20 protein-coding genes and 2 pseudogenes are annotated in these 22,760 nt (G+C 63.4%); 9 read left to right on the top strand and 13 right to left on the bottom strand.

Annotated elements, in window-relative coordinates:
• Window positions 1–249: 249 nt before the first annotated feature.
• The 4 genes from dapF to FHS78_RS07770 all read left to right on the top strand — a co-directional run bounded on the left by dapF (window position 250) and on the right by FHS78_RS07770 (window position 4,074).
• On the top strand, window positions 250–1,104 hold the full coding sequence (dapF, locus tag FHS78_RS07785; protein WP_205305246.1) for a diaminopimelate epimerase: 855 nt from the start codon (window positions 250–252) through the stop codon (window positions 1,102–1,104).
• A complete protein-coding gene (gene mtaB, locus FHS78_RS07780) occupies window positions 1,101–2,372 on the top strand; it encodes a tRNA (N(6)-L-threonylcarbamoyladenosine(37)-C(2))-methylthiotransferase MtaB (protein WP_167092838.1) in 1,272 nt (423 codons plus the stop codon). Before dapF ends, mtaB begins: the two co-directional genes overlap by 4 nt.
• Window positions 2,369–3,331 (top strand): signal recognition particle-docking protein FtsY, encoded by a 963-nt coding sequence (ftsY, locus tag FHS78_RS07775; protein ID WP_167092836.1) that lies wholly within the window; start codon window positions 2,369–2,371, stop codon window positions 3,329–3,331. The genes mtaB and ftsY overlap by 4 nt, the downstream gene beginning before the upstream one ends.
• 92 nt (window positions 3,332–3,423) lie before the next feature.
• On the top strand, window positions 3,424–4,074 hold the full coding sequence (locus FHS78_RS07770) for a septation protein A (protein ID WP_205305245.1): 651 nt from the start codon (window positions 3,424–3,426) through the stop codon (window positions 4,072–4,074).
• A gap of 3 nt (window positions 4,075–4,077) precedes the next feature.
• Here the strand turns inward: FHS78_RS07770 and FHS78_RS07765 are convergent, their stop codons facing one another.
• Window positions 4,078–5,703: an MFS transporter gene (locus FHS78_RS07765; RefSeq protein ID WP_167093232.1), complete on the bottom strand. Its 1,626-nt coding sequence runs from the start codon at window positions 5,701–5,703 to the stop codon at window positions 4,078–4,080.
• 157 nt (window positions 5,704–5,860) lie between these two features.
• Window positions 5,861–6,508, bottom strand: coding sequence for an NUDIX hydrolase (locus FHS78_RS07760; RefSeq protein WP_246220393.1), 648 nt, complete (start codon window positions 6,506–6,508; stop codon window positions 5,861–5,863).
• Between the two features lie 432 nt (window positions 6,509–6,940).
• Here FHS78_RS07760 and FHS78_RS07755 point away from each other — a divergent pair, with 432 nt between their 5' ends.
• Entirely contained in the window at window positions 6,941–7,540 is a 600-nt protein-coding gene (locus FHS78_RS07755; RefSeq protein ID WP_205305244.1) for a MarR family winged helix-turn-helix transcriptional regulator, read from the top strand.
• Window positions 7,541–7,584: 44 nt separating this feature from the next.
• Here FHS78_RS07755 and FHS78_RS07750 read toward each other — a convergent pair whose 3' ends face one another.
• From FHS78_RS07750 to FHS78_RS07725, 6 genes are all read right to left on the bottom strand, one after another.
• Entirely contained in the window at window positions 7,585–8,175 is a 591-nt protein-coding gene (locus tag FHS78_RS07750; RefSeq protein WP_167092830.1) for a DsbE family thiol:disulfide interchange protein, read from the bottom strand.
• Window positions 8,172–8,351, bottom strand: a complete 180-nt coding sequence (gene ccmD / locus FHS78_RS19355) for a heme exporter protein CcmD (protein ID WP_167092828.1) — start codon at window positions 8,349–8,351, stop codon at window positions 8,172–8,174. Before ccmD ends, FHS78_RS07750 begins: the two co-directional genes overlap by 4 nt.
• Window positions 8,352–8,358: 7 nt before the next feature.
• Entirely contained in the window at window positions 8,359–9,105 is a 747-nt protein-coding gene (locus FHS78_RS07740; protein ID WP_425500292.1) for a heme ABC transporter permease, read from the bottom strand.
• A 93-nt stretch (window positions 9,106–9,198) separates the two neighbouring features.
• Complete coding sequence (gene ccmB, locus FHS78_RS07735) at window positions 9,199–9,876, bottom strand: heme exporter protein CcmB (protein WP_205305243.1); 678 nt, start codon at window positions 9,874–9,876, stop codon at window positions 9,199–9,201.
• Entirely contained in the window at window positions 9,876–10,499 is a 624-nt protein-coding gene (ccmA, locus tag FHS78_RS07730) for a heme ABC exporter ATP-binding protein CcmA (RefSeq protein ID WP_167093224.1), read from the bottom strand. The genes ccmB and ccmA overlap by 1 nt, the downstream gene beginning before the upstream one ends.
• Before the next feature lie 31 nt (window positions 10,500–10,530).
• Window positions 10,531–11,343, bottom strand: a complete 813-nt coding sequence (locus FHS78_RS07725; RefSeq protein WP_167092825.1) for a crotonase/enoyl-CoA hydratase family protein — start codon at window positions 11,341–11,343, stop codon at window positions 10,531–10,533.
• A gap of 75 nt (window positions 11,344–11,418) precedes the next feature.
• On the opposite strand from FHS78_RS07725, the pseudogene FHS78_RS19350 reads away from it, so the two are divergent.
• From FHS78_RS19350 to FHS78_RS07715, 3 genes and pseudogenes are all read left to right on the top strand, one after another.
• Window positions 11,419–12,144, top strand: a pseudogene (locus FHS78_RS19350) (histone H1-like repetitive region-containing protein); the annotation flags it as partial.
• A gap of 171 nt (window positions 12,145–12,315) precedes the next feature.
• Window positions 12,316–14,979 (top strand): annotated as a pseudogene (gene acnA, locus FHS78_RS07720) (aconitate hydratase AcnA); the annotation flags it as partial.
• A gap of 198 nt (window positions 14,980–15,177) precedes the next feature.
• Entirely contained in the window at window positions 15,178–15,918 is a 741-nt protein-coding gene (locus tag FHS78_RS07715; protein WP_167092819.1) for a DUF1223 domain-containing protein, read from the top strand.
• A 3-nt stretch (window positions 15,919–15,921) separates the two neighbouring features.
• On the opposite strand, the gene FHS78_RS07710 is transcribed toward FHS78_RS07715, so the two are convergent.
• The 4 genes from FHS78_RS07710 to FHS78_RS07695 are packed head-to-tail and all read right to left on the bottom strand — an operon-like array spanning window position 15,922 to window position 20,819.
• A complete protein-coding gene (locus FHS78_RS07710; RefSeq protein ID WP_167092816.1) occupies window positions 15,922–17,091 on the bottom strand; it encodes a DUF4340 domain-containing protein in 1,170 nt (389 codons plus the stop codon).
• Window positions 17,092–17,096: 5 nt separating this feature from the next.
• Complete coding sequence (locus FHS78_RS07705) at window positions 17,097–19,037, bottom strand: GldG family protein (protein ID WP_167092813.1); 1,941 nt, start codon at window positions 19,035–19,037, stop codon at window positions 17,097–17,099.
• 4 nt (window positions 19,038–19,041) lie between these two features.
• Window positions 19,042–19,776 (bottom strand): ABC transporter permease, encoded by a 735-nt coding sequence (locus FHS78_RS07700; protein WP_167092810.1) that lies wholly within the window; start codon window positions 19,774–19,776, stop codon window positions 19,042–19,044.
• Entirely contained in the window at window positions 19,773–20,819 is a 1,047-nt protein-coding gene (locus FHS78_RS07695; protein WP_246220392.1) for an ABC transporter ATP-binding protein, read from the bottom strand. Before FHS78_RS07695 ends, FHS78_RS07700 begins: the two co-directional genes overlap by 4 nt.
• A gap of 585 nt (window positions 20,820–21,404) precedes the next feature.
• Between FHS78_RS07695 and FHS78_RS07690 the strand changes: the two genes are divergently transcribed.
• Window positions 21,405–21,827 (top strand): DUF2794 domain-containing protein, encoded by a 423-nt coding sequence (locus tag FHS78_RS07690; protein ID WP_167092807.1) that lies wholly within the window; start codon window positions 21,405–21,407, stop codon window positions 21,825–21,827.
• A 73-nt stretch (window positions 21,828–21,900) separates the two neighbouring features.
• Here the strand turns inward: FHS78_RS07690 and FHS78_RS07685 are convergent, their stop codons facing one another.
• On the bottom strand, window positions 21,901–22,659 hold the full coding sequence (locus FHS78_RS07685) for a Bax inhibitor-1/YccA family protein (protein ID WP_167092804.1): 759 nt from the start codon (window positions 22,657–22,659) through the stop codon (window positions 21,901–21,903).
• Between the last annotated feature and the right edge of the window lie 101 nt (window positions 22,660–22,760).

The raw sequence follows: 22,760 nt of genomic DNA, 5'->3' as shown, positions 1-22,760 counted from the left end.
GGAGGCATCCTTGCCTTAGTCTTGGAATCACCTCCGGGCGACCCGGGGAAAACTCTATGGAAGGTTCGAAATTCCGGCAAATGAAATCCATCCGATAACGGAGGATCATGACCCCGACGAGCCCGTCGAACCTCACCCCGGCCCGCTTCCCCGCCCGGCACCGCCGATTCCTCATTCCTCTGGCAATTTCGGGCCAAAAGCGCCATATATCCCCTCATTATGGCAGCTTTGACCGCAACACCCCGTCCCATGCCGTTCCGCAAGATGAACGGCCTCGGCAACGACTTCGTCGTGCTGGACCTGCGCGCGCATCCGCTCGCGCTGACGGAGGAGCTTGTGCGCCGCATCGCCGACCGGGAAAACGGCGTGGGCTGCGACCAGTTCATCACCATCGAACCGGCCCGCGAGGGCGGCGACGCCTTTATGGGCATCCGCAATAATGACGGCGGCACGGTGGAGGCCTGCGGCAACGCGGCCCGCTGTATCGGCCAGATCCTGCTCGACGAGACGGACAAGGACAGCGTCACCATCGAAACGCTGGGCGGCGACACGGTCGCCATGCACGGCCCCGACGGTACCATCACGGTGGATATGGGCGAACCGCGCCTCAACTGGGACGAGATCCCGCTTTCCGAAGAATTTCGCGACACCCGCGCCATCGAGCTCGAAGTGGGTCCGCTGGGCGATCCCATCATGCATTCGCCCGCCGTGGTGAATGTCGGCAACCCGCATGCCATCTTCTTCGTCGACGATGTGGACGCCATCGACCTTGGCCGCATCGGTCCGATGCTGGAACATCACCCGCTCTTTCCCGAGCGCGTGAACATTTCCGTCGCGCAGGTGCTTTCGCCGACCCATATCCGCATTCGCACCTGGGAGCGTGGCGCAGGCCTCACCAAGGCCTGCGGCACGGCGGCCTGCGCCAGCGCCGTCGCCGCGATCCGCCGCCGCAAGACGGAACGGATCATGACGGTAAGCCTGCCCGGCGGCGACCTGACGCTCGAATGGCGCGAGGCCGACAACCACATCTACATGACCGGCCCCGCGACGCTCGATTATGAAAGCGAACTCGATCCCGCACTTCTTTCAGGGGGAGCGGCATGAGCGAGAAGAAGCCCACCGAAATCGTCACCTTCGGCTGCCGCCTCAACACCTATGAGTCGGAAGTCATGCGCGGCCACGCCGCCGAGGCAGGGCTCGAAGGCGCCATCGTCTTCAACACCTGCGCCGTGACGGGCGAGGCCGTGCGCCAGGCCAAGCAGGCGATCCGCAAGGCGCGCCGCGAAAACCCCGAGGCCCGTATCATCGTGACCGGCTGCGCCGCGCAGGTGGATCCGGAAAGCTTCGGCGATATGGGCGAGGTCGATCTCGTCATCGGCAATGCCGAAAAGATGGAAGCGTCAAGCTGGACGCCCGCCCGCGCGCTCCACGCCAATGAAAAGATCCGCGTCAACGACATCATGTCGGTACGCGAAACCGCCGGCCATCTCGTGCAGGGGCTGGAAGGCCGCGCCCGCGCCTTCGTACAGGTGCAGAACGGCTGCGACCATCGCTGCACCTTCTGCATCATTCCCTATGGCCGGGGCAATTCCCGCTCCGTGCCCGCGGGCGAGGTCGTCTCCGAAGTGCGCAACCTCGTCGAGAACGGCTATCGCGAAATCGTACTGACGGGCGTCGACATCACCTCCTATGGCGCAGACCTGCCGGGCCGGCCCTCTCTCGGCAATCTGGCAACCCGTATCCTGAAGCTGGTGCCGGAGCTGGAACGCCTGCGGCTTTCCTCTATCGATAGCATCGAGGCGGACGATGCGCTGATGCGTCTCATCGCGGAAGAGGAACGGCTGATGCCGCATCTCCATCTTTCGCTGCAGGCCGGCGACAACATGATCCTGAAGCGCATGAAGCGCCGCCACTCGCGCGAGGACGCCATCGCCTTTTGCGAGGAAGCCCGCCGCCTGCGCCCCGACATCGTGTTCGGCGCGGACATCATTGCCGGTTTCCCGACCGAAACCGACGAAATGTTCGAGAACTCGCTGCGCCATGTCGATGAATGCGGCCTCACCTGGCTGCATGTCTTTCCCTATTCGCCGCGCCCCGGCACGCCCGCCGCGCGCATGCCGCAGGTGGAACGCGCCCTCATAAAGGAACGCGCGGCCCGCCTTCGCCAGAAGGGCGTCGAGCGCCTGCGCGCCCACCTGGAATCGGGTCTCGGCGCCACTTGCCCGGTGCTGATGGAAACCGGCACGATGGGCCGCACTCACCAGTTCACGCCGGTCAGGCTCGAAGGCGGCAAGGCACAGGCGGGCGACATCCTGCCCGTCCAGCTCGCCGGGCATGACGGCAAGCGTTTCAAGGGATTATTGGCGGCATGAGCGACAGCAAGACCCAGACCGAGACCGGGTCGGAAGAAAAGAAGAAGGGCCTCTTTCGCCGCATGAAGGAGGGGCTCTCCCGCTCCGCGAAGAACATCTCCGAAGGCGTCACCGGCATCTTCACCAAGCGAAAGCTTGACGACGAGACGCTGGAAGAGTTGGAGGACCTCCTGATCTCCGCCGATCTGGGCCTCGATGCGGCCGCGAAGATCGCCGGCGAAATCCGCAAGGACCGCTTCAACAAGGAAGTGAGCCCGGAGGAAATCCGCGAGGCGCTGGCCGCCGAAATCGCCGCCATCCTGAAGCCCGTGGAAAAACCCTTCGAGATCGATACCGCGAAAAAGCCCTATGTGCTCCTCATGGTCGGGGTGAACGGCGCGGGCAAGACCACCACCATCGGCAAGATCGGCGCAAAGCTGATCGCGGAAGGAAAGTCGGTCATTCTGGCAGCCGGCGACACGTTCCGCGCCGCCGCCGTGGAACAGCTCAAGGTCTGGGGCGAACGCATCGGCGCGCCGGTGGTCACCACCAAGCTCGGCGGCGACGCGGCGGGGCTTGCCTATGAGGCGATTGCGCGCGCCAAGGAGGAAGGCGCCGACGTCGTGCTGATCGACACGGCGGGCCGTCTCCAGAACAAGGCCGATCTGATGGCGGAGCTGGAAAAGCTAATCCGCGTCGTGAAGAAGATAGAGCCCGAAGCGCCGCATGCGACGCTGCTGGTACTCGATGCCACCACCGGTCAGAATGCGGTGAATCAGGTAGAGATTTTCGGCAATACCGCAGACGTCACGGGCCTTGTCATGACCAAGCTGGACGGTACGGCGCGGGGCGGCATCCTGGTTGCCATTGCCGAGAAATTCGGCATGCCGGTCCATATGATCGGCGTCGGCGAAAGCGTGGAAGACCTGCAAAGCTTCTCGGCGGACGCTTATGCAAAGGCGATTGCCGGAGCGAACTGAACGCGCGACCTGACGGGCGGAACTGATCCAGCCGGAGGGCGCCGCGCGTAGAAAGAAACAGGCGGCCGATATTCATGAATGCGGAGTCCGGAATGACCGAGACGAAAGCCGATACGACACATGCGGGCATGACCGGCTCCCAATGGGGCCGCATGGCCATCGAGCTCGGTCCGCTGGCCGTGTTCTTCATCATGAATGCCCAGGCCGACAATTTGTTCGGTGTCCCGGAAAAACAGACGATTTTCTGGGCCACCGGCGCCTTCATGATCGCGACGGTCGTTTCGCTCGGCGTCTCCTATGCGAAATACCGCCATGTTCCCACCATGCCGCTCGTCACCGGCGTCTTTGTGATGGTCTTTGGCGGACTGACGCTCTGGCTGCATGACGACGAGTTCATCAAGCTGAAGCCTACGATCGTGAACCTGCTGTTCGCCACCGCGCTGCTGGGCGCCGCGATGATGGGCAAGCCGCTGATGAAGAAGCTCTTCGACAGCGCATTCGACCTCACCGATACGGGCTGGATGATCCTCACCGTGCGCTGGGGCCTCTTCTTCGTCTTTCTCGCCATCGTGAACGAAGTCGTCTGGCGCAACTTCTCGACCGATTTCTGGGTCAGCTTCAAGCTCTTCGGCGTCACGCCCATCACCCTCGTTTTCGGCATGGCGCAGCTTGGCGTGCTCACAAAGCACGCCCCACAAAAACCCGACGACGAAGCGACGGATGCGGTCCGACCGGCGGAGTAAGCCCTACTCTCCTTCTGGATGCAGTTCCCTGTCTTTTGTCTCCGGCAGGAACAGAAGCCCGATCACGAAGGTCATCGAAGCGATGATGACCGGATACCACAGCCCCGAATAGACATTGCCCGTCGCCGCCACGATGGCGAAGGAAACCGTGGGCAGGAAACCGCCGAACCAGCCATTGCCGATATGATAGGGCAGCGACATGGAAGTATAGCGGATGCGCGTGGGGAAGAGCTCGACAAGCGCCGCCGCGATCGGGCCGTAGACCATCGTCACCAGCAGTACGAGCACGAAGAGCAGTGCGATCACCGCCACATAGTTGATCTCGTCCGGATTGGCCGATTTCGGATAGCCCGCATCGCGCAGCACGGTCTCGAGCGTTGCCGTGAAGGAAGCGCGCATCTCCATCGCGCCGTCCTGCGTGGCGTCGAAAGACGCGATCTCCGCCTCGCCGACCTTCACGACCGCCCCTGTCCCGGCGGGCGCGGCTTCATTGCTGTAGGGAATGCCGTCTTTTGCCAGTACCGATTTCGCCACGTCGCAGGACGAGGTGAAGGATGCCGTGCCGACCGGATTGAACTGAAAGGAGCATTCCGCGGGATCGGCCACGACCACGACCGGCGCTTCGCGCTGCGCGACTTCCAGCGCAGGATTGGCGAAATGGGTCAGCGCGGTAAAGATCGGGAAGTAGCTCAGCGCCGCGATGAGACAGCCTGCAAGGATCACCGGCTTGCGACCGATCCGGTCGGAAAGCGACCCGAACACAATGAAGAAGGGCGTGGCAAGCAGCAGCGAGGCCGCGATCAGCAGATTGGCCGTCTGCCCGTCCACCTTCAAAATCCGCGTCAGGAAGAAAAGGGCGTAGAACTGGCCCGTATACCAGACCACCGCCTGCCCCGCCGTGAGACCGAGCAGCGCGATCAGCACGATCTTCAGATTGGGCCATTTGCCGAAACTTTCCTTGATCGGCGATTTGGAGAGCGTGCCTTCCTCTTTCATCTTCTTGAAGAGCGGCGACTCGTTGAGCTGCACGCGAATCCAGACGGATATGCCGAGCAGGATGATCGAGAGAATGAAAGGAATGCGCCATCCCCAGCTTTCGAATTCGGCGCCGTCCATCGACAGCCGCACACCGAGAATGACCAGCAGCGACAGGAAAAGGCCCATCGTCGCCGTCGTCTGAATCCATGAGGTGTAATTGCCGCGCTTATGCGTCGGCGCATGTTCCGCGACATAGATCGCGGCGCCGCCATATTCGCCGCCCAGTGCAAGACCCTGCGCCAGACGCAACGCGATCAGGATGATCGGGGCCGCCATGCCGATGGTCGCATAATTGGGCAGAAGGCCTACGATGAAGGTCGAAAGCCCCATAATGGTGATGGTGACGAGAAATGTATATTTGCGGCCGACAAGATCGCCCAGCCTACCGAACACCAGCGCCCCGAAGGGCCGCACGGCAAAACCCGCGGCAAAAGCGAGCAGGGCGAAGATAAATCCCGCGGTCGGGTTCACGCCAGAAAAGAACTGGACACTGATGATCGCGGCAAGCGAACCGTACAGATAAAAATCGTACCACTCGAAAACCGTGCCCAGCGACGAGGCGAAAATGACCCGCCTCTCTTCGCGTGTCATCTTGTGCTTATAAGCCTGCTCACCGCCCGACAATTCGGCCACGTCATTTCCCTCCCCCGATGAAACGGCCCGTCTCCTTCCGCACGAACGGGCCTCCTCCGTCGGGGATCATGCCCAAAGGAGACGGCAACGCCAAGCGGCGAAAATACGAAAGCCCTCAGCCCGCGGAAGGGGCCGCGGGAAAGAAATTCCCGTTCTCTCCTTCCGGATTGCCGAACGGTACGATACCGGCCTTGTCCATAACGCTGCGATATTGTGTGAGCGCCCAATAGACGCTGGGGAAGGCAAGCTCTTTCCACGGAATATCGTCCCATGCAAAAAGCGCCACCTCAAGGCTCTCTTCGCCGGCGGAAAATTCGGGCCGGGCCAGCGTTGCGCGATACATGAGCTGTACCTGCGAAATACGCGGAATATTGTAGACGGCCAGCAGATCGTGAATGGCGATTTCAGCATTCGCCTCCTCGCGTGCCTCGCGCCGTGCGCCGTCCTCCGTCGTTTCGCCCTGCTCCATGAACCCCGCCGGCAATGTCCAGAACCCCCGGCGCGGCTCGATGGAACGGCGGCACATCAGAATACGCCCGTCGTGCTCGACGACGGATCCGACCACGATCCGCGGATTCACATAATCGATAAAACCGCAAGCGTCGCAGATGTCGCGGGCAAGATTGTCTCCATCCGGCACGCGGCGCGAAAAGGCGACATCCTCCGCCCGCCCCGGCTCCTGGGGCTTGGGCACACGATGCGTGACGGCGTCGCGCATTGCAGTTCGTTCATCTTCGTTGTCGTCTCGGTTGTCGCCCGTCATCGCCGTGTCACTTTTCGTTATTGCTACTCAATCGTTACCGCCCGCCCGAAAGGGTCTGTCTGCCCACGGAATTACGCAACTACCGCTCGGATAGGCAGCCGAAGCGGCGCATTATTGCTCCGGCTACAGATATATGCGCCCCATAAGCACGATTCTTTCGTCCTACCCTCTTGCGCGGCAGGGGTCCGCAGGTGCATATGATGATAGATCGGCGCAGACGTTCAGGCCATATCCCGGCACACAGGCATTCGAATATGCGGTGTTGCCATGGCCGGCCATCGCGCGCCGGGCAGCGTTGTCGTTATGCGCTCGATTCAGCCAGCAGGACAACGCGTCCAGAATGACAACATGGCTCAAGCCAGCCGTCGGCTTTCCGCATGCGGCCCGTTTCCCGCGGATCACTCCGGCGACAAACATCTGAAGGAAAATTGCATGGCCCCGAGGAAGACTGCCGGAAGTTTCGACCTTGAAAGCTCGCTGAGCCATTTGCTGCGCCGCGCGCAGCAATTCGCCTATGACCAGTTCGTGCAGGAAATGGGCGACAGCTCGCTCACGCCCCGCCAGTTCATCGTTCTATTCGCCGTCAACGAGGAAGAGGGCCTGAGCCAGACCGATCTGGTGAACCGCACGGGCATCGACCGTTCGACGCTGGCCGACATGATCAGCCGCATGATCAAGAACGGCCTTCTCGCCCGCAAGCGCACCGCCGAAGATGCCCGCGCCAATTCCGTGCGCCTCACCGCCGCCGGCCGCCGCGCGCTCAAAAGCGCCATGCCGCGCGCTCTGGCCGCCGAGAAGGCGCTTCTCGACATCATGCCCAAGACCATCCAGTCGGACCTGATGAAGGCGCTCACCCATCTGAATGAAGCGGTGGAAGGCCTGAAGGCCGGGGAAAGTGCCGCGCCTGCCAAAAAGGCCCCGGCCAAGCGCGCGCCGGCCCGTAAGAAACCGGCCGCGAAAAAGCCCGCCGCCAGGAAGGCCCCCGCCCGCAAGCCGGCGGCGAAGAAGGCGACGGCCCGCAAGAAGAAGTAATCCGTTTTCGCCAGTGGCCCGGCAGCGGCGGCTGCCACCCCAGACTAGGACCCGGCGGCCTCGGCTGCCGGGGATGCGGCCCGCAGCGCCGGAAGGATATCGTTCTCGATACTTTCCGGTGTGAGCGGGCCGACATGTTTCACGGCAATCCGCCCCTCGCCATCCACCACATAGGTTTCCGGCACCCCATAGACGCCCCAGTCGATGGAGGCCTGTCCCTTGGCGTCGGCGCCGATCCGGTCGAACGGGTTGCCCAGTTCGGAAAGGAAACGCCGCGCGGCGCGCGGATCGTCCTTGTAATTGATCCCGTAGAGCGGCACCTCGGGGTGCTTTTGCCGAAACTCGACCAGCATCGGCATTTCCTCGCGGCACGGCACGCACCAGCTCGCCCAGACATTGACGATGCTCGCTTTGCCCCCGCGCAAGTTTCCGTCGGCGAGACCCGGCTGCTGTAGCCCTTCGACGGGCGGCAGGTCGAACGCGGGCACCTCCCGCCCGATCAGTGCCGACGGCACACGGGATGGATCGCCGCTGAACAGCGCCACGAGAAAGAAACCGGCCAGAACGAAGAAAACCGCGGCCGGGATCAGCGCCAGCAGTCGCCGTCTTCCTCCCGCCGAAGGCTCGTCCGTCACGCGCCGTCCTCCGGTTTGCGGTTGCGGCGGCGCGTTTCCAGCTTGTCCACCAGACGCTTCTGCGCCCTGAGATCGGCCAGGCTCTGCCAGATCACACCGATAAAGACAAGCGCGGCCAGCCCGTAGCTCGGCCAGACGAAGGCGGCATATCCGCCCATATGGAAAAATTCGGCCATATTCGCCCTACCCTTCGGCCCGGCGCAGGCTCATCGCCCGCACACGCCGCCTGAGCACTTCCGCCCGCATCCGCACAAGCAGCATCACGACAAAAAACAGCGTGAAACCGACAGCGAGCGTCATCAGCGGCACGAGCATGGAGGATGCGACGGTCGGTCCGTCGATCCGGAACACGCTGGCCGGCTGGTGCAGCGTATTCCACCAGTTCACCGAGTAATGGATGATCGGCACATTGACGAACCCGACCAGGGCCAGCACCGCCGCCGGCCGCGTCGCGGCATGCGGGTCGTCGATGGTGGCGCGGAGCGCCATATAGCCCAGATAGATGAAGAAAAGGATGAGGACGGAGGTGAGGCGGGCATCCCAGACCCACCACGTGCCCCACATCGGTTCGCCCCAGAGCGAGCCTGTGACCAGCGCTAGAAAGGTGAAGGCCGCCCCGATGGGCGCCGCCGCTTTGGCGCAGACATCGGCGATCGGATGACGGAACACGAGCGCCACACCGCTTGCCACCGCCATCACCGAATAGACGAAAAGCGACAGCCAGGCCGACGGCACATGGATATACATGATCCGCACCGTCTCGCCCTGCTGATAGTCGGGCGGCGAGGCGAAGAGCGCAAAATAGAGCCCCACCGCCATCACCGCCGCCGTAAGCACGCCGAGAGGCGCGACAAGACGGCCCGACAGCGCCATGAAGCGCGTGGGATTGGCAAAGGCCTGGAGCCGCTGCGAGGCGGTGAGCATGGTCATGCCTGTGATGTAGCCCGGCAGGGCGGGAAACGGCAAGAGAGCGGGGCGGTTTGTGATCCCGACATAAGGTCGCGCCTCATTCGAACATGCCCCCTATTTCAGCGCGGCCCGCAGCCCCGCCGCCGCGGCCACCGGGCCAATGACGAGGCTTGCCAGCGTCACCGCCCCGAGAAGACTGAGCGCCTGCAGCATGACGCCGGGCGGCGCGCCGGAAATCGCCTCATCCGCGGCCCCAACGCCGAAAATCAGCACCGGCACATAGAACGGCACCACGAGCAGCGAGGCGAGCAGGCCGCCGCGCCGCACCCCGACGGTCAGCGCCGCCCCGATGGCGCCGAGAAAGCTCAGGGCGGGCGTCCCGATGGCCATTGAGAGGATGAGCGGGGGAAACACATTGACCGGCAGGTTGAGCAGCAGGCCCAGAAGCGGCGCGGCGACGAGCAGCGGCAATCCCGTCGTCAGCCAGTGGCTGAACGCCTTGGCCGCCGCGATCGCCTCCAGCGGCAAAGGCCCCATGGCGAGGAGATCGAGCGTCCCGTCTTCGAGATCCGCCTGAAACAGGCGTTCCAGCGTCAAGAGAGACGAGAGCAGCAGCGCCACCCACAGGATACCCGGCGCAATCTGCGCCAGCAGCGACAGGTTGGGGCCGACGCCCACCGCGACGACGCTTACCGTAATCAGGAAAAAGAAGACGGCCATGCCGCCCCCGCCCCCTGCGCGCACGGCGAGCCGCAAATCCCGTGCGATCAAGGCTGCAATGGCGCGTCCCATCAGGCCACCTGCCGGCGCGGCGAAAGGTCGAGCGTCAGCTGGCGCTTGAGCCCCAATTCGAGATGCGTCGCCGCCACGATGAGCCCGCCCAGTGCCATATGCGCTTCCATAAGCTCCGCCAGGATGGCGGTCGAGGCCTTGTCCAGCGCAACGCTGGGCTCGTCCAGCAGCCAGAGAGGGCGCGGCGCCACCAGAAGCCGCGCCAGCGCCAGCCGCTTGCGCTGCCCGGCGGAAAGATAGGCAACCGAGAGATCGGCCAGATCGCCGAGCCGCACGGCATCGAGCGCGGGGAGAACATCGAGGGCGCCGCCCCCCGGGCCGTCCAGAAACGCAGCCCAGAACCGAAGCGTCTCTTCCACCGAAAAGGCGGGTTTCAGCGCGTCGAGATGGCCGAGATAATGCGCCTGCTCGCCGACTGGCGTGTCCTCTTTCCCGCCTTCGAGCGTCAAATCGCCCGCCGCCCGCTCCACGAGCCCGGCAATCTGGCGCAACAGGCTCGACTTGCCCGCCCCGTTGGGCCCCACCAGCACCAGCGCCTCGCCGCTCGCCACCTCGAAACTCAAGCCTTCATAAACGAGGCGTCCGCCCCGGATGCAGGCAAGATCGGCTGCCCGCAATGTCATCATCCGCGCGGCGGGCGGCGCCATCGCATCCTCAAATATCGTCAAAATTCCCGCCCCGTCCCTTGCCGCCGGCAAAGCGCGTCGCGCCGGCAACCGTTTCACCGGAGGCGAGCACCTTCCGGCCATGTGTGAACTCGTTTGCGAGCGCCTGATCGTAGGGCAAATCCCATTGCTCATAGGCCGACATCCGGTCGTGCCGGAGACAGCCTTGCGGAAACCGTGCGATCTGCTGCGCCAGCTCTTCGGCGGTTTCCCGCGCCGTCCCCGGTTCCGCGATCCGGTTGGCAAGACCCATTTGCAACGCTTCCTCCGCATCGACCGGCCGGCCGGTGAGAATGAGATCCATCGCCCGCGAATGGCCGATGAGCCGTGGCAGGCGGACCGTGCCCCCATCGATCAGCGGCACGCCCCAGCGCCGGCAGAATACCCCCATCGTGGCATCCCGTTCCATGACGCGCATGTCGCACCACAAGGCGAGCTCCATGCCGCCCGCCACCGCATAACCGGAAATCGCCGCGATAACGGGCTTGGAAAGGACCATGCGCGAGGGCCCCATCGGGCCGTCCGCGGCGAGCCTGTCCGCTTCGAGACCGGTCCCGGGCGACGTCATGCGATTGGCGCCGCCTTCCCCGCCCCTGGACACCGCTTTCAGGTCGGCCCCGGCGCAGAAGGTTCCGTTCTCGCCATGAAACACACCGACCAGCGCGTCCTCGTCGCGCTCGAAATCGAGAAAGGCCTGCGCCAGTGCATCGGCGGTTTCGCGATCCACCGCGTTCTTCACCTCCGGCCGGCTGAGCACGATCGTCGTGACGGCGCCGTTTTTCTCCGTTCTCACCGCTTCCATCGCCACCTCCCCTGAACTGTTCCGTGATGCTCATTATCATGGCTCAAGACCGCGTGCGAAGCATGGCATTAGCCGATGAAAGTCATTATAGTCCGCCGCGTCACGAACAGCGGCCCGCAACGACAGATCGGCGGCGGATCGACAGCGGCGTTGGAGGCGTGCGTAACACGCATCGCGCCACATCGTATCGCATCGCATTTCCGGGCCCGGCAAGCAGCATCGAGGATCGAACTGATGGCGAAAAAGGCAGTGGCGAAGGCCAGTAAAAAGGCCCCCGCAAAGAAGCCCGTAGCAAAGAAGAAAGCGGCGGCGAAAACCGCCACCGCTAAGAAGACCGCGGCAAAGAAGGCCCCCGCGAAAAAGGCGCCTGCGAAAAAGGCCGTAGCCAAGAAGGCCGCGCCCAAGAAGACGGCCGCCACCCGGAAACCGGCTGCCAAGAAGCCCGCTGCGAAGAAGACGACGACGGCCAAACCCGCCGCAAAAAAGGCGACCGCCACCAAAAAGCCGGTAGCCCGCAAGACCGCGCCGAAAAAGACCGCGGCCACCAAAAAGGCCACCACGGCAAAGAAAACGACCGCCGCCAAAAAACCGGTAGCGAAGAAAGCGGCACCCAAGACGACCGCGAAAAAGGCGCCTGCGAAGAAAACGGCGGCAAAAAAGCCCGCCGCCCGGAAAGCCGCCCCGAAAAAGGCAACCGCGACCCGCAAGACCGCGACAGCGAAGAAACCCGCCGCGAAAAAGCCGGTAGCGAAGAAAGCGGCGCCCAAAAAGACCGCCGCGACCCGCAAGGCCGCGCCTGCCAGGAAGGCGACGACGGCCGGAAAGGCAGCCCCTGCGAAGAAAACCGCGACGGCGCGCAAGCCTGCTGCGAAGACGGCGCCCGCCCGCAAGGCGACGCCTGCCCGCAAGCCGGCGGCCAAACCTGCCGCCCGCAAGGCTCCCGCCAAGAAGGCCGCGACCAAGACCGGCGGCAGCTTCGGCGCCAGGAAGACGCTGAAGGTCGGACGGCGCACCTATACCTATTACAGCCTGCCCGACGCGGCGAAGGCCGGTCTCGACGGTATCGAGCGTCTGCCTCTCTCGCTGAAGGTGCTGCTGGAAAACCTGCTGCGCCATGAAGATGGACGCACCGTCACCGCCGACGACATTCGCGCGGTGAAGGAATGGATGGTGAACCGCACCTCCACCCGCGAAATCGCCTATCGTCCGGCGCGTGTGCTGATGCAGGACTTCACCGGCGTTCCCGCCGTGGTGGACCTCGCCGCCATGCGCGACGCCGTGAAGACGCTCGGCGCCTCGACGAGCAAGATCAACCCGCAGGTGCCGGTGGACCTCGTCATCGACCACTCCGTGATGGTGGACAAGTTCGGCACCCCGCTCGCCTTCGAACAGAACACGGAAATCGAGTATCAGCGTAACCGCGAACGCTATGAGTTCCTGCGCTGGGGTTCCAAGGCCTTCGATAATTTCCGCGTCGTGCCGCCCGGAACCGGCATCTGCCACCAGGTGAACCTCGAATATCTGGCCCAGACGGTCTGGACCAAGAAGGAAGGCCGCACGGAAGTCGCCTATCCCGACACCTGCGTCGGCACCGACAGCCACACCACCATGGTGAACGGCCTGTCGGTTCTCGGCTGGGGCGTGGGCGGCATCGAAGCCGAAGCGGCCATGCTCGGCCAGCCGGTCTCGATGCTCATTCCGGAAGTCATCGGCTTCAAGCTCACCGGCGAACTCGCCGAGGGCATCACGGCGACCGACATGGTGCTCACCGTTACCGAAATGCTCCGCAAGAAGGGCGTGGTCGGCAAGTTCGTTGAATTCTACGGCGACGGCCTGCAGCACCTTTCCCTCGCCGACCGGGCGACCATCTCCAACATGGCTCCCGAATATGGCGCGACCTGCGGCTTTTTCCCGGTCGACAACGAGACCCTGAAATACCTCAAGGCCACGGGCCGCTCCGAGGAGCGCGTCGCGCTGGTCGAGACCTATCTCAAGGCGCAGGGCATGTTCCACGAGCCGAACATGGAAGAGCCGGTCTTCACCGATACGCTGGAACTGGACCTTTCTTCCGTCGAGCCGAGCCTGGCCGGTCCCAAGCGTCCGCAGGACCGTGTCGGCCTGTCGAAGGTGAAAGACAATTTCGAAAACGCCCTGACGGGTGAATTCGGCAAGGCGTCGGAAGCCGACAAGCGCGTCCCCGTCGAAGGCGAGGATTACGACATCGGCCATGGCGATGTGATGATCGCCGCCATCACCTCCTGCACCAACACCTCCAACCCGAACGTGCTCGTCGCGGCCGGCCTCGTCGCCCGCAACGCTCATAAGCTCGGCCTGAAGGTGAAGCCCTGGGTGAAAACCTCTCTCGCCCCCGGCTCGCAGGTCGTGACCGACTACCTCACCAAGTCGGGCCTGCAGAAAGACCTCGACGCGATGGGCTTCAACCTGGTCGGTTACGGCTGTACCACCTGTATCGGCAACTCCGGCCCACTGCAGACGGAAATCAGCCAGGCGATCAACAAGAACGACATGGTCGTCTCGTCGGTCCTGTCGGGTAACCGCAACTTCGAAGGTCGCGTGAGCCAGGATGTGAAGACGAACTACCTCGCTTCGCCCCCGCTCGTCGTCGCCTATGCGCTGGCCGGTTCCACCCGCAAGAACCTGACGACTGAACCCATCGGAATAGGTTCTAACGGTCAACCGGTCTATCTGAAGGACATCTGGCCGTCCTCCAAGGAGATCGCCGAGATCGTTCATGCCTGCGTCACGCCGGAAATGTTCCGCTCGCGCTACGCCAACGTCTTCGATGGCGACGACAAATGGCAGAGCATCAAGGTCACCGGCGGCAACACCTATAGCTGGGACGACAACTCCACCTATGTCCAGAACCCGCCCTACTTCGAGAACATGACGAAGAAGCCGGGCAAGCTGGAAAATGTGGACGATGCGCGTGTGCTGGGTCTCTTCGGCGACTCGATCACGACGGACCACATCTCGCCCGCCGGCTCCATCAAGCTGCAAAGCCCCGCCGGCGAGTACCTGATTTCCAAGCAGGTCGGCCAGCAGGACTTCAACTCCTACGGCGCCCGCCGCGGCAACCATCAGGTCATGATGCGCGGCACCTTCGCCAATATCCGCATCAAGAACCAGATGCTGAAGGGGATCGAGGGCGGCTACACCAAGCTGCAGCCCGAAGGCACCCAGATGCCGATCTACGATGCCGCGATGGAGTACAAGCGCCGCGGCACCCCGCTGGTGATCTTCGCCGGCAAGGAATACGGCACCGGCTCCAGCCGCGACTGGGCGGCCAAGGGCACCGTGCTCCTCGGCGTGAAGGCCGTGATCGCCCAGAGCTTCGAGCGTATCCATCGCTCCAACCTGGTTGGCATGGGCGTTGCCCCGCTCCAGTTCCTGAACGACGAGAGCTGGGAATCGCTGGGCCTCGACGGGTCGGAGACGGTCAGCATCGACGGTCTGGAAACGCTGAAGCCGCGTGACACGGTCAAGGTCACCATCACCTTCGCCGACGGCACCAAGAAGGTGATCGACGCGCTCGCCCGCATCGATACGCAGGACGAGCTCGACTACTACACGCATGGCGGCATCCTGCGCTACGTGCTGCGCAACCTCGCCGCATAAGCGGTTCCAGGCGAAGTGGTTCCGGTTCGCCGTCCGGAACCGCGACGAGTGGACATAAGCGAAAGCGCCATACGAAACGCGAAAGGGCGGTTCTTCGGAACCGCCCTTTTTCTTGGGCTTCTCGCTGCTTCCGGCCCTCACCGCAGCTTCACCGCATCGTGACTCGTTCGTGTCCGGCGCGCCGCCTATGCTGCGCTCATGAGAAAGCCGCTCTTCCATATTGCACTCGCCCTTGCCGCCGGGATCGTGGCCCCGGCCGCCGTCGCCGCCGATACGCAGACGCGCCCCGTCATTGTCGAACTCTTCACCAGTCAGGGCTGTTCGAGCTGCCCGCCCGCCGACGCCTATCTGCGCGATCTTACGCGCCGGGAAGACGTCCTGCCGCTCTCCTTCAATGTCGATTACTGGGACTATCTCGGCTGGCGCGACACGCTGGCGAGCCCCGACAACACCGCCCGCCAGCGGGCCTATGGCCGCGCCCTTGGCCTCTCCGGCGTCTATACGCCACAAATGGTGGTGGACGGCGCCGCCGAAGGCATCGGCAGCAACCGTCGCGAGATCGACGCCCTGATCGCTGCGCGCAAGCCCGCCGCCAATAGCGTCTCCATGTCGCTCAAGAAAGAGGAAGGCCGCCTCACCGTGTCGATTGCCGCCGGGCCCGCGCCGGAAAAACCGGCCGTCATCTGGCTTGTCCGCTATGCGAAATCGGAAACGGTCGGGATCGAACGCGGCGAAAACCGGGGCGAGACGATTACCTATGCCAATGTCGTGCGCGGTATCGCCCCAATCGGCATGTGGGACGGACGAAAGATGCGCATCATGCTGCCTGGAGAAGACGTCATGCCGGACAAGGACGCACGCTGCGTCGTGTTGCTGCAAGAGCCCGGCCTCGGCCGCATTCTGGCTGTCGCCGAACCGGATATGCGGGTGGACGACTAGCTTCTATTCGCCGCCCCGCCCGGCATCCGCCCCGGCGTCTTCCATCATGCCCCGCACCGCATCGTCGACCGTGGTGTCGGCCCGTGTCAGCAGGGCCATGGTCTGGGTAACCTGCGTGGTCACCTTCGACGGCATCTTGTAGGCCCAGCCATCGACGCGCGCCCTGAGCGTGTCCGCCCGCTCCCTGGCGGCGTCCTTCGTGGCGTCCACGTCGATCTTCGCCCAGAGCCCGCTGCCCGCGCCGCTCATCGTGAGGGTCAGCGCCAGCCCATCATAGGTGGTGAGCTTCACCACCGGCGATGTGTCGGGGAAGTTCAGCTGATCGGCCTTCAGCACATCGTCGAAATTCACTCCGGCCAGCGCGGTCGCCACGCCGTCGAGCACCGGTCCGCCGCGCGACACGCGCCCGCCCGGCATATTGGCGATGCTGAAATGCTCGGTCTCCGGCGTTGCCCGGTCGAGCACCACCGGATGTTCGCTCCCCGCCCAGAGCGTCACGGACCTGATGTCCTTCTTGTCGAGCCCGAGGAAGCCCGGCGCCAGCCAGGCATTCGTCTTCTTGAAGAGCGGCAGACGGCCCCGGGCAAGCCAGGTCTGGTCTTCGTCGGCGCGCCGCACATAGATCACGCCCTGCCCGCCCGCATCGACCGTCCGGTCCGGCACATGGCCGACCAGAAGCGACGCCATCGACTTGCCGTCGGCATCCCTGAAACTCACCCGCACCGCGGAACCGAGATCTTCCGGCGCAAGCAGCCCCAGATTGCGGTGCCATTCCTTGTTGGCCGTGCGCGGCTCATAGGCCTCCATCTCGGAAAGTCCCAGCAACGCCTTTTTGACCAGCTCGGTATCGGCGGGATAACCGTGACGCGCAGGCAAACGCCACACGCCGTCCTCCTTGCGGGTGATCACGATCTTGTCGGTGCCCTGCAGCCCACGGCTGAACGTGTATTCGATGCTCTGCACCTTATCGAGGCGGTCGGCAAGCCCCGCGAAAAGCGGCATCGGCTCGAAATCCGTCGCCACGCTGCGCTGCGCGCCGGTAACCGCCACGACCGCGGCAATCACCACGATGGTGGTCAGCGCCGCCAGCACAACGAGATTGCGCAAGGGCCGCTCTTCGCGCAGCACCGTCAGGAAATCCCGCTTCCCCTTGTTGGAACCGTTACCAGTCATCCGTGTCAGGCTCCCTTCTTGCCGGCACCGCGCGCGACCCGCGCCTTGCGGCGGCGATAGCGCCAGACCGCCAGCCCCAAGGCGACAAGGGCCACCAGAATCGGCATCGCCAGCACATTGAGGAAACGCACATAACTGCCCAGCGTCTCGACATTCTCGCGCAGGCTGCGCTGGACACCGCGCATTTCCTGCCGCGCCGCCAGCAGCTCCTTGCGGAACTGGCGGATCTCGGCATTCGCCTTTTCCCTGTCTTCCGGCGCGACGTCGTCGCCCGTCTGGAGGTCGGAAAGACGGGCCTCGGTCTTGTCAATCGTCGCCTGCAAGGCTTTCTGCCGGGCGAGGTAATGCTCCTCGGCCTTCGTCTTGAGCTTCTCGACCACCTCGAAGCGGCGGTCGGCCCGTTCGCGTGCGCGCAGCGAAATCAGTTCGTTGGACCCCATCAGATTGTCGATGGCCGACATGATGAAATTTGCATTGTCGGCAATGGGCTGCGCCACCCGTTCGCCGCTATAGGACTGGGTCTGGACCCAGAACCGGTCGGCGAAGATGTCGCTGTCGGCCACCACGATGATATTGACCGGCTTGTCGCTCTTGGCCTTGTAGTCCGGCATTTTCGATTTGGTCGACGAACTTTTCCGGTCGTCTTCGGCCCGCGCGGGCGGCTCGGCCTCGAAGGCGCTCTCGACCGGCCCGGACAGGCGCGCGGCAATGACATATTGCTCGTCATCCGGCTTGAACCCCGCCAGCAGCTGGTCAGGCCGCGGCCCGGTCGCCACATAGTCGCGGTCGTAAAGCCGCGAATCCTTCGACGAGGTGATGAGCGGTGTGAAGCTGGTCGTCGCGCCCTTTTCCGGCGTGAGATAGCCGACCGTCCCCAGATTGATCCGGTCCACATCCGCCGTCACGATGTCGGATCGGTTCATGTGTTCCTTGGGTACTCTCAGCCAGATCACATAATCGCTGTCCTGTTTGCGCGCATCGAAGCCGGTGCGCACGCGCTGCGCGAGCCCCTTGTCGCCGACAATCTTGTCCGGGGCGTAATCGACGCCCCAGCTGCGGAACAGACGATGCAGGTCGGAGGTCTGGGTGAAGCCGCGCACGGGCTTGCCGTCCTCGCCGCGCTCCATGCTCACTTCCGAGAAGGGATCGACAAAGGCGAGTACGCGCCCGCCGCGCATCACGAACTGGTCGATGGCATAAAGCGTCTGCTCGTCGAGTTCCCTGGGATGCGCGATCATCAGCACGTCCACATTGTCGGGCACGCGATTGAACTTCTGCTCCAAGAACTCCATCTCGAAGCGGTTGACGAGTTCGGTATAGATCATGAACGGCTGGGACCGGCCTTTCATAGCGGCCATCAGCCCGCCCGAGCCGGTGTCGAGCGGCAGGTTGGTCACGATGCCCAGCACCGGCTTTTTCGCCCGCGACAGCGTCTGCACCATCTTCATGATGTCGTATTCGAGATAGTCCTGCCGCTCATCCGTGAAGAAGGGGATACGCTCGAGCCCGTCCACGAGATTGTTGCCGACAAGACCAAAATAGATGACATCGCCCTCCGTCGTCGGCGCGCCCTTGAGCCCCAGCGACATGGCGAGATCTTCCTGCTCGGAGAAAGGCTCCGGATCGATCACCCGCAGGACGATCTTGCCGTTCGACTCGTCGCGGATTTCCTCCAGCAGGTCACGCACCTGATTGGCATAGGTGCGGATGCGCGGAAAATCCGTGGCGAGCTTTTCCGAATAGAAAAACCGCAGCGTGATGGGCTCGTCGATATTGGCGAGCACTTCCTTCGTGCCGTCCGACAGCGTGTAGAGATCGTTCGCCGTCAGGTCGACCTTGGCCGCGCGGAACACCGTGTTCGAGAAAGTATTCACCGCCACGAAAAGAACCGCGAGCAGCACGAGCGTGAGAATCCGGTAGGCGGACCGGCTGATGGGCATGTTCATCCGTTTACCCCGCCTTCTTCATATCGACCACCACGCCGCAGGCGATCAACCAGACCGCAATGAGCGAGCCGAAATACACGATGTCGCGCAGGTCGATCACGCCCTGGGTGATGGAGTTGAAATGCGTCAGGAACGAAAAGGACGCAATGGTGGAGATGAGCGTTTGCGGCGCCCAGCCACTGAAGAAATCGATGACGATGGGAAGGCCCGACACCGTGAAGAGGAAGCAGACCGCTACCGACACCACAAAGGCGATGACCTGGTTGCGCGTAGTCGCCGACAGGCACGAGCCGATGGCGAGATAGCCACCCGCCATGAAGAAGCTGCCGATATAGCCGGCCAGAATGACGCCGTTATCCGGCGAGCCGAGATAGTTGACCGTCAGCCACATCGGGAAGGTCAGCACGAGCGCCAAGCCCGAAAACACCCAGGCCGCGAAGAACTTGCCGAGAACGGCCGCATAGAGCGGCACCGGCTGCGACAACAGCAGCTCGATCGAGCCCGTGCGGCGCTCTTCCGCCCACAACCGCATCGAAATCGCCGGGATCAGGAAGAGATAGAGCCAGGGATGGTAGGAAAAGAAAATCGACAGATTCGCCTGATCGCTCTCGAAAAAGCCGCCCAGATAAAAGGTGAAAGCGCCCATCGTCAGCAGGAAAATGACGATGAAGACGAAGGCGAGCGGCGTGGCGAAATAGGCCGCGAGCTCGCGGCGGAAAATGGCGCGCATTTCGTTCATGCCGCGCTCCTTCCGCTGGCGCTGCCCTTGAGACCGCCGGCTTCCACGGGTTCGGTATCGGCCCGCGTGAGATGGCGAAACACCTCGTCCAGCCGGCCCGGCTCGCCATGCAGCGCCCGCACCGGCCAGTTGCGCGCGCGCGCGAGCGCCGCCACGGCGTCGATCAGGGTCGTATCGCTTTCCATGCCCTGCTGTCCCACCTCGTCGCGCGGGAAAAGCGTGAAGGTCGTATCGTCGCCGCGCTGCGCTTCCTCGCGCTTCGCCGCGCCCTGCACGCCTTCCAGTGCCTCTCGCACCTCGCCGGCAATGGCGCTCGGCACCGTCAGCGACACCGCGTTGTGATAGCGCGAACGCGCGGTCAGCGCCGCGGGCGTCCCGTCGGCGACGATCTCTCCGCGGTCGATGATGAGCGCGCGCGAGCAGATCGCATCCACCTCTTCGAGAATATGAGTGGAGATGATGATCGCCTTTTCCGGCGCCATCCGCGCGATGAGCTTGCGCACTTCGAATTTCTGGTTGGGATCGAGACCGTCGGTCGGCTCGTCCATGATGAGAACGGGCGGATTGTGCAGGATGGCCTGGGCAAGCCCCACCCGGCGTCGAAAGCCCTTGGACAGCGTGTCGATGGGCTGCTCGAGCACGGCCTCGAGTTCGGTCGCGGCCACCGCCTCTTCGATGGCGCGCTCCGCATCCCGCCCGAACAGGCGGCGGATACGTGCGATGAAGCGCAGGAAACCGAGCGGCGTCATGTCGCCATAGGCCGGCGCGCCTTCCGGCAGATAGCCGAGCGAGCGCTGCGCATTCAGCGTGTCGTTGACGACGTCATGCCCGCAAATGCTGGCCGTCCCGGAACTGGGGGTAAGAAAGCCCGTCACCATTTTCATCGTGGTGGATTTGCCCGCCCCGTTGGGGCCGAGAAAACCGAGCACCTCGCCACGACGGACGTCGAAACCGATATGGTCCACCGCGGTGAACGGACCGAAACGCTTGGTCAATGCCTCGATAGAGACCATGACCTCCGCCGCCCCTGCTTTGCCCTGCATGTCCGAAATTCTGCTGCTCCCTGATCAGGCGGACCCTTTGCGCGATCCGTCTTTGCCCGCGCCTCCCAACGCAAACGAATGATGGGTGTAAGGCAGCTATCCCGGCGCATCAAGTGAAGAAAAGGTCATTCAGCTCTTACACTTAACATCGCACCGCTCATGGTGGCTGCGCAGAAGCGGCCCAAAGAAAAGCCGTCCAGGCGGGGGGCGTCCTGGACGGCAGTTATCTCTCTGATTGTTGCCTGCGGCCCGAAGGCCGTCAGGCGCGTTGCCTTCCGGGGTAGGGAGGCCCGGCCCCCGCTAAATCCCGGTGGGGCTGGGGGGCTGATGAAACCGGAACTCAAGGGACCGGGCCATGTAGGCAACGATGACAAGATGCCCCCCCAGTGTGGCCGCTCAAGGGCTGAAAAAAGGCAATATTGTGTTGTCTGCCCTTTGCATGTTTTCCGCCGGGTTCAGCCATTTTTTGCGGGCTTTTTCTCGAGGTCCCGGATGACGGAACCGTGACGAAGGCTGGCCTGTCATGCCTTTCGCCAGCTACACTGCCGGGGTACTGAATTCGGTCCAGAGGAGTGGTTGCGCCCCATGACAGACACCGGAAGCGTTATCGACGGTCGCCAGCCCATCGCCCTGTCCGGGGACTCGCAACCGCGGCTTACCCTTGTCAGCTCGTCCACCGCGCCGAAACCGGCAAAGCACCGCGAACCGGACGTCTTCTTCACCCGGGCGGAACTGGACGCCATCCTCTCAGTCTATGGGCGGAAAGTGGCCGAAGGCGAATGGCGCGACTACGCCATGGGCGGATTTCGCGAGACCGCCATCTTCTCCATCTTCCGTCGCACGAGCGAGATGCCGCTCTACCGCATCGAAAAGCGTCCCAAACTCGCCCGACGCCAGGGGGCCTGGGCGGTGCTCGGCGCTGACGGCCAGATCCTGAAACGCGGCCACGACCTGAAACAGGTCTTGAAGGTCTTCGAAAAACGCTCGCTCAAGATCGTGGACTACTGAGCGCCCTTCTCCGACGAAACGAAAAAGCCCCGGTGTCTCCACCGGGGCTTTGCGTTTCGTCCGCGTGTTCGCGTCAGCTGCGCTGGTTACCCAGGAACTGCAGCAGGAACATGAACAGGTTGATGAAGTCGAGATAAAGCGCCAGCGCGCCCATGATCGCCTTCTTGCCTGCGACGGCGGCGCTGTCGCCGGCAAAGTACATTTCCTTGATCCGCTGCGTATCCCAGGCGGTGAGGCCTGCGAAGATCAGCACGCCGATCGCCGAAATCGCGAACTGCAGCGCGGAGCTTTGCAGGAAGATGTTCACCACCATCGCGATGATGAGGCCGATAAGCCCCATGATCAGGAACGAACCGATGGGTGAGAGGTCACGCTTCGTGGTGTAGCCGTACAGGCTCAGGCTGCCGAAGGCCGCCGCCGTCACGAAGAAGGTCGTGGTGATGCTCTCGCCGGTAAAGCGCAGGAAAATGCTGGAAAGCGAAAGCCCCATCACCCCTGCGAAGGTCCAGAACAGGATCTGCGAGGTCCCCAGGCTTAGCTTGTTGATGCCGAAACTCAGCACCAGCACGAAGGCCAGCGGGGACAACATGATCACCCAGGCCAGCGGGCTCTGATAGATCACCTGACCGAAGGAGGTCAGCATCAGTCCCTGGGCGGTTTCCTGAACCGCGGCCTGGAACGTGAAATAGGCAATGAAGCCGGTCAGGGCGAGACCGCCCGCCATGTAATTGTAGACCCGCAGCATGTAGCTGCGCAGGCCTTCATCAATTCCGGCGCGTGCGCTGGCGCCGTATTGCGTCTGCTGAAGCCGGTCTTGATCGTAGTTCGCCATATAAATCACCCTCCTGAGTGGTTGGTGAGTATATTGGCGGACGCCCACTGAAATTCAAGGAAAACCGGACATTTCGGGACGTTTCTGAACCGGATTTCATT

The sequence above is a fragment of the Parvibaculum indicum genome (assembly GCF_011762095.1).
In the GTDB taxonomy this organism is placed as follows: domain Bacteria; phylum Pseudomonadota; class Alphaproteobacteria; order Parvibaculales; family Parvibaculaceae; genus Parvibaculum; species Parvibaculum indicum.
This window is presented reverse-complemented; position numbering and strand designations above follow the sequence as displayed.